Annotated in this window: 4 protein-coding genes, 1 tRNA gene and 1 pseudogene; 2 read left to right on the forward strand and 4 right to left on the reverse strand. The window is 54.1% G+C overall.

Features of this window, described 5'->3' with window-relative positions; genetic code table 11:
• Positions 1 to 245 precede the first annotated feature (245 nt).
• Positions 246 to 1,019 carry a (S)-acetoin forming diacetyl reductase gene (locus AC0AP0_RS07415; RefSeq protein ID WP_490429956.1) on the forward strand — a complete coding sequence of 258 codons (774 nt, stop codon included), beginning with the start codon at positions 246 to 248 and terminating at the stop codon, positions 1,017 to 1,019.
• Positions 1,020 to 1,096: 77 nt separating this feature from the next.
• On the opposite strand, the gene AC0AP0_RS07420 is transcribed toward AC0AP0_RS07415, so the two are convergent.
• Both AC0AP0_RS07420 and AC0AP0_RS07425 read right to left on the reverse strand, forming a co-directional pair.
• Entirely contained in the window at positions 1,097 to 2,308 is a 1,212-nt protein-coding gene (locus AC0AP0_RS07420; protein ID WP_198230173.1) for a MalY/PatB family protein, read from the reverse strand.
• 71 nt (positions 2,309 to 2,379) lie between these two features.
• Positions 2,380 to 3,885 carry an amino acid permease gene (locus AC0AP0_RS07425; RefSeq protein ID WP_490429959.1) on the reverse strand — a complete coding sequence of 502 codons (1,506 nt, stop codon included), beginning with the start codon at positions 3,883 to 3,885 and terminating at the stop codon, positions 2,380 to 2,382.
• Between the two features lie 159 nt (positions 3,886 to 4,044).
• Here AC0AP0_RS07425 and AC0AP0_RS07430 point away from each other — a divergent pair, with 159 nt between their 5' ends.
• Positions 4,045 to 4,866 carry a helix-turn-helix transcriptional regulator gene (locus AC0AP0_RS07430; RefSeq protein WP_490429961.1) on the forward strand — a complete coding sequence of 274 codons (822 nt, stop codon included), beginning with the start codon at positions 4,045 to 4,047 and terminating at the stop codon, positions 4,864 to 4,866.
• Positions 4,867 to 5,893: 1,027 nt separating this feature from the next.
• On the opposite strand, the gene AC0AP0_RS07435 is transcribed toward AC0AP0_RS07430, so the two are convergent.
• Both AC0AP0_RS07435 and AC0AP0_RS07440 read right to left on the reverse strand, forming a co-directional pair.
• Positions 5,894 to 5,967 (reverse strand) — tRNA-Ile (locus AC0AP0_RS07435).
• A gap of 70 nt (positions 5,968 to 6,037) precedes the next feature.
• Positions 6,038 to 6,442, reverse strand: a pseudogene (locus tag AC0AP0_RS07440) (peptide ABC transporter substrate-binding protein); the annotation flags it as partial.

The raw sequence follows: 6,442 nt of genomic DNA on the forward strand, positions 1-6,442 counted from the left end.
CAACGGGATGATAATCGGGATGAATTCCCTGCTTCATGGTTACTCCTAGATTCAAGGGCCCCGGGTCGACCGCCCCTGCGGCGGACGTGAACCGGCAACCGCGTAATAGTCTAGCGCAACCCGGGGAAAATACGACCCCCTTGCGCCACACGCCGAATCCACCAACCCGGAGCAGCCAGTCGAGCTTCCTTTAGAATCGAACAGTCGGACCGGCCGGCCCGACAAGGCAACAAAGGAGGGCAGCAATGCAGCAGGAAGTAGCGTTCGTTACCGGGGCGGCTCAGGGGATCGGCGAGGCTATTGCCCGTCGGCTCGCCAAGGATGGGTTCGCCGTGGCCGTGGCAGACATGAATACAGACAAGGCCCAGGCTGTGGCCAACTCCATCAATCAATCGGACGGACGAGCCATGGCCGTCACCCTGGACGTGACCGACCGTGTCCAGGTGCGTTCCGCCGTCGAGAAGACGGCTACCAAACTGGGCGATTTCAACGTGATCGTCAACAATGCCGGTCTGGGGCCGACCACCCCCATCGAGTCCATCACCCCAGAGCTGTTCGACAAGGTCTACCACGTCAATGTGGCAGGAACCATCTGGGGCATGCAGGCGGCCGTTCAGGCCTTCCGCGATCGGGGCCACGGAGGCAAGATCATCAATGCCACCAGCCAGGCAGGCGTGGTGGGCAACCCCAACCTTATGCTCTATTCCTCCACCAAGTTCGCCATCCGCGGCCTGACTCAGGTGGCTGCACGCGACCTTGCCAAGGAGGGCATCACCGCCAACGCCTACGCCCCCGGCATTGTCAAGACGCCCATGATGATGGACATCGCTCATCAGGTGGGGGTCAACGCCGGCAAGGATGACGAGTGGGGCATGTCCACCTTCTCGGACGGCATCGCCCTGGGGCGGCTTTCCGAACCGGAGGACGTGGCCAATGCCGTGGCCTTCCTGGCCGGGCACGACTCTGACTACATCACCGGCCAGACCCTGATTGTGGACGGCGGCATGCAGTTCCAGTGAGTCTGCAGCAAGGATTCACTCACATATGATGGACCCCCGCTGATCGATTCCACCCGACAGCGAGGGTCCATGATCATTCAGGCGTTGAAGACGTACTTGTCCAGACGGTCCATAGCCTCCTGGACGCGGCTCAAAGGCAGGGCCAGGTTCATGCGGATGGCGCAGGGAGCCTTGAACTGCCGCCCATCCTGAACGGCTACACCCACATCCCAGGCACGCTTGAGCAGCTGATCCAGGCTCAGATCGTGGTCCTTGCACCATTGCGTGCAATCAAGGAAGAGCATGTAGGTGCCCTGGGGCTTGGAAAGCTCGACTCCCTCGAAATGCTGCCGGATGTAATCGTAAGCGTAGTCCACATTTCCGGTCAGAACCTGCCGGAGTTCGTCCACCCACTCCTGGCCCTGGGGCTTGTAGGCTCCGATCAGGGCATGCATGGACAGAACGTTCATGTCGTTGTAATGGGCCTTGGACCCCTTGGCCACAATCCTGTCGCGCAGGTACTTGTTATAGATGATGTGGTAGGAGCCGACCAGCCCGGCCAGGTTGAAGGTCTTGCTGGGTGCATAGAAAGCAGCCGTCCTGTTGCGGGCATCCTCGCTGACCGACTGGGTAGGGATGTGCTTGTTGCCTGCCAGGATCAGGTCTGACCATATCTCGTCGGAGATGACCACGCAGTCGTTCTCCTTGTATACCTCCATGGCCTTCTCGATCTCCCACTTCTCCCAGACGCGGCCGCAGGGGTTGTGCGGGCTGCAGAAGACCGCCACATGAATGTTGTTCTCCTTGAGCTTGCGGTCCATGTCCTCGAAGTCCATCCGCCAGACACCCTGCTCGTCCTTCTTTAAGGGGCTGTGCACAATGTGGTAGCCGTTGTTCTCGATGCACATCGTGAAGCCGACATATGTCGGGCTGTGAAGCAGCACAGCATCGCCAGGAGCCGCAAAGGCGGTCAAGGTGGAAACCACTCCGCCCAAGACCCCATTCTCATAGCCGATGGCTTCGGCCGTCAGGCCCTCCACACCGTTACGGGTCCGCTGCCAGTTGATGATTGAATTGTAGTAATCATCACTCGGATCGAAGTAGCCGAAAGCCGGATGCTTGGCACGCTCGATGATGGCCTCGGGGATGGTCGGCACCGTGGGGAAATTCATGTCGGCCACCCACATGGGAATGATATCGAACCCCTCCTTGGGCGGATCAGGAGCGAAACCAGGCTGGGCGCCCAGACCGTCAACCGCAATGGCATCCTTGCCATGCCTATCCATGATGCTGGTGAAATCGTAGGTCATTGTATTCCTTCCATGTTTTGGCCGGACGAGCCGACCGTCTTTTTCAATTAGCCAGATCCTCGGCGATACGATCAGGAATCCGCCATGGTCTCATGACCCTCGCCTGAAAGTGTAGCGTCCAAATCCGCTTCTCCGTTAGTGGGCGCCGGATTGACCAAGTCTTCATCCGAAGTTGTCTCAGTCTGCTTGTTGCTGCTTCTGCGTTGAAGAACGAACAGAACTGCAAGAAGGATCATCCAAGGTATGGTCACCAGGTAGCTGATTCTGTATTCCGGCATTATTGCCATCATTATCATGACCAGCCCCATGAACGCGAGCGCATAGAAATTGCTGAAGGGGTACAGAGGCAGCTTGAAGGTCAGCTCGTCCTCTTTGCCCTCACGCCGCTTTATGGAACGGAAGTGATACTCGCTGACAAGCTCGGCCACCCAGCTGAAGACCAGCATGAAGACCGTGATCGATGAGAAAAGTGCGAATGCACGTTCAGGAAGAACAGCCATCAGCGCTATGCCTACCAGCTGCATAAGCACTACAGTCAGCACGCTGACGTATGGAATCTTCTTCTTTGACACCTTGGAGAGTATAGAGGGAGCGCTGCCTTGGAGCGAAAGGTTGTAAAGCTGACGGCTGTACATGAAGATGCCGCTGCTTACGGCACTCAGGGACGCGGTGATGACGACAAAGTTGATGATGGAGGCCGCAGCCGGGATACCCAATGACGCGAAGACACGGACAAAGGGAGAACCCACACCCTTCATCTTATCCCAGGGCCACATGCACAGGATCACAAAAGTGGATCCCAGGTAAAAGAGGATAATGCTCCAAAACACCCCGTTGACGGCGCGAGGCATGGTTTTCTTGACATCTTTTGCTTCACCTGCCGTATAGGCGACCGACTCCGAGCCTCCAAAGGCAAAAGCCACCATGACCACAGAAAACAGCAGCCCCGACAGGCCATTCGGCATGAATCCATCGACTGTCAGGTTTTTGAGCATGACTGGATGCCCGCCGTTGCCAATGCCGGTGAAGATGATGATCAGGCCACCGATGACCATAACGATAATGGTGACTACCTTCACGGCCGAAAGCCAAAACTGCGACTCGCCGTAGAAGCTGACGGATATCAGGTTGATGACACCCATCAGCACCATGCCAATCAAGCCGCTGGCCCATATGGGAAAAGAGGGGAACCAGAACTGGACATATTTCCCCAATGCTGTAAATTCCGCTCCTGAACCAGCCACGCAGCCGAGCAGACTGGTCCAACCTATTGCATACCCCACGAAAGGATGAATATATCTGCTGGCATACGATACGGTTGCACCTGATACCGGTTCAGCAGTGGCCATTTCGCCCACTGCCCGACAGACTACAAATATAGCAGCGCCTGCCAGTGCGTATGCCAGCAGAACGGATGGACCTGCATAAGATATCGCCCCGGAGGACCCGTAGAACAGGCCGACTCCGATTGCCCCGCCAATCGCCATCATCCCCATCTGCCGAGTGTTGAGGCTGCGTTTCAAATCCTCATCTTCATATTTCTCGGCCGAACCGGATTGCGAATCAGATCTACTCATGTGCAGCACCTCCTCCTTGAGTTGTTTATATTATTTTATCATATCAATAATATTTTGTCTTTAACAAAATAGCTTTTTTGTATTGTGATAGAATTTCTTCTACATGTCAGCATTGTTTCCTGTTACAAATACAGATCGTCAGGGGGAAAGGAATGCAATATGAACGGAGCAGAGAACATCTCAACATCCCTACGACCCTTTATTCCCTTGGTAGACTTCCTAGGCGAGCTATTGGGACATGACACCGAGGTCGTCCTGCAGGACGTCAAGGACTTCTCGCACTCAGTCGTCGCAATAGCCAACGGACATGTCAGCGGACGCAAAGTAGGCAGTCCCGCCACCGACCTTGTTCTGAGAATCTGGCAGAACCGCGAATACGAACACCGAAACTACCTGGTCCGTTATGCCGGCTACACGCATGAAGGCCGCCCTATTGTCTCCTCCACCTTCTTCCTGCGTAATACAGAAGATCAGGTCATCGGTTTTCTCTGCATTAACTTTGACAATTCCATCTTTAAAGAGACCAGTAAAGCTCTGCGAACAGCTAGCGACTATCTGGATTCCATCAGTTCCAGCGGATCCCCATTCCCTACACATCGCATCATGAGAGATCAATCGGATCCTGACATGCAAACCGAGGATATGCCCGATGAGCATGGCAATGCAATAATTCAGAATGATGCATCTGCTCAGCAGGCGGTCACTGATGGGACGCATGAAACCCTATCCGTGAATGCAGAGGATCTGACGAATCAGCACATCCAATCGTTTGTAGCGGAACACAGGGTTCAGCCCGAGCGAATGAACAAATCAGAACGACTGAAGCTCATCACCGACCTTGACGATTCGGGTATCTTCTTGATCAAGGGTGCAATAGATACCGTGGCTGATGCACTGGGCATTTCAGCACCGACGGTGTATAGATACTTGCACCTGATCAGAAAGGAAAAGAGGGAAAACAAGGAGCAGCCTGTCGAGTAACATCAATAAGAGATCTGAGGCCAACGGTTGATCATTTATGGACCAATAACACTCTTCTGTTGAAATATTCGCAACTGCAGATGTACCCAGCCGAGGATCATCGTCTAGGTGTCAGTCATATTCATGCCAATAAGTGGTTATGCCTGGATTTTGAAGTCCAAGAATGAACATACCTTCGGTTTCTGAGGGTCCAATATATTCAAGGGCGCCCCTAGAAAATAGACCCGACGAAACAATGCGAGCTACCCTATTGATTCAAGCAAGCAGGTAGCTTGTTTAGTAGGCACGTGCCGCTTATCCTCTTCAGCCAGGAGGAGCGGAGATGCGCAAACCGCTCTGCCCGAGGCCAGCAATCTTTTCATCAAATCCATCTGACCGGAAGCACGGAGACGGCACCCTTCTCAGCTTTGACACACCCCCTCCAGGGTGTATGATTAAGAACAGATATACGGGGGACGTATACACGATGGACCTACAGGGACTGAACTATCTTCAGTTCCAGAGGAGATGTACATGCGTATAGTTTCCCGGCATATGCTGACGGCTTCGACTCGAGCCTGTCCCGTATTCTTTTCCCTGATAAATTCGCATACTTAGCGGTTCTACGGAAACGCTTCCGGATTATTGTGGCATGCGCAGATCCTATGACTGTCTACGTATGCACGCTTGGGGCACCGAGAAGTGGACATACACCGAGGGTGCTCTATGATCCGATATAAAAAACGCGCCTAGCTCTTTTCCCCCGGCTTACATGTGAAGCCATACATATTTGCATCGGTGAATCATGGATGCTAGAGCTAGGCAGCGAGAGGACGGCCCCGACAATAGCCGGGGCTAGTCCTTCTACTAAGACTATCAAGAAAGTTCGGTGCACAACACCTAGTCCTTCCACTGGCAGTCATTGAAGACGCGGACCAGTGTTGAGCCAAGTTACCCAATTGACTTTGGGATGAGAGACCTTAATCTCCTCTATTCAATCTATTAATAAAGCCCCGGAAGTTAAAAATTTCCGGGGCTTGTTCTTCTGTGGGGCCTCAGGGGCTTGAACCCTGGACCGAACGATTATGAGTCGTTTGCTCTAACCGACTGAGCTAAGGCCCCGCGCCGATCTTACCGGCCAGAGTCATGGTATCAAGACGACTCGTCATCAGCCAGGTCCGGATTGTCGGACCTACTTGGTGACCTGATTGTAGACAGGCAGACCCATGTATCCGAAAGGAGCCTGGCGAACCTGCCTGCCGGCCACTGCTGAGACCTTCCTGTACCAGAGCGGCAGTACCGGAAGGTCCTTGAAGAGAACAGTCTCGGCTTGGCGGTAATCCTGCATGGCTTCGTCCTGATCGGTCTTGGAGGCGGCGCGGGAAAGAATGGCATCATATTCCGCGCTCTTGTAGTCCCCATTGTTCAGACCCTTGCCATCGGCCTGGCTGGAGGCATACCCTTGAACCAAGTAGCCTTCGGGGTGGGGATAGTCCGAGGTGATGCCCGAATTGAAAATGCTGTTGACCTGACGGTTATGAACTGCCGTATTGAATTCCTTGCCCGTAGGAAAGATATTTGGTTCCGTCTTGATGCC

The organism is Bifidobacterium sp. POST2/T3 (B1), from assembly GCF_058197115.1.

Coding starts and splice junctions, on each gene's coding strand:
- AC0AP0_RS07415 (WP_490429956.1), top strand. CDS start 246: ATGCAGCAGGAAGTAGCGTTCGTTACCGGGGCGGCTCAGGGGATCGGC.
- AC0AP0_RS07420 (WP_198230173.1), bottom strand. CDS start 2,308: ATGACCTACGATTTCACCAGCATCATGGATAGGCATGGCAAGGATGCC.
- AC0AP0_RS07425 (WP_490429959.1), bottom strand. CDS start 3,885: ATGAGTAGATCTGATTCGCAATCCGGTTCGGCCGAGAAATATGAAGAT.
- AC0AP0_RS07430 (WP_490429961.1), top strand. CDS start 4,045: ATGAACGGAGCAGAGAACATCTCAACATCCCTACGACCCTTTATTCCC.